The sequence below is a fragment of the Acinetobacter genomosp. 33YU genome, assembly GCF_001990725.1.
In the GTDB taxonomy this organism is placed as follows: Bacteria; Pseudomonadota; Gammaproteobacteria; order Pseudomonadales; family Moraxellaceae; genus Acinetobacter; species Acinetobacter seifertii.
Genome location: NZ_LFZQ01000053.1, coordinates 1 through 379 on the forward strand (window position 1 = coordinate 1; position 379 = coordinate 379).

The 379-nt window shown below is 37.5% G+C and carries 1 pseudogene; it reads right to left on the minus strand.

The window, feature by feature from the left end:
• Nucleotides 1–166: 166 nt before the first annotated feature.
• A pseudogene (locus AC056_RS19750) lies at nt 167–379 on the minus strand (spore coat protein CotH); the annotation flags it as partial.

Consider the following 379-nt stretch of genomic DNA (forward strand, 5'->3'; position numbering starts at 1 on the left):
TAGATACATATGCTATTTGATAACAAAAAAGCAGATCGATTGATCACCATGCGCTTATTTTATAGTCAAGTTAACTAAATTTTTTACCGCTAGTTACTTTTTACAAAAACTCTGCTAACAAGATAAATAAATCGATCTTAATCAATAAGTTACCGGAGAGTATGAATTATCCTAAACGAATTCCGATTTTCACTTTCTGTTCGCTTTGAATCATCGACTGTTTTATTTGCGAGAAATTTCTCATCTGGAGTTGCTGTTTCTTAATCATCTCCGCGCTGTTCAGCACCAGCTCTTTACTGGATGAAGAGATTCTGTCTATGCCCTTAACCCCCAGGTTCTCTAGCTGCCACTCATTCCTGTGTGCAGTCTTCCAGCCATG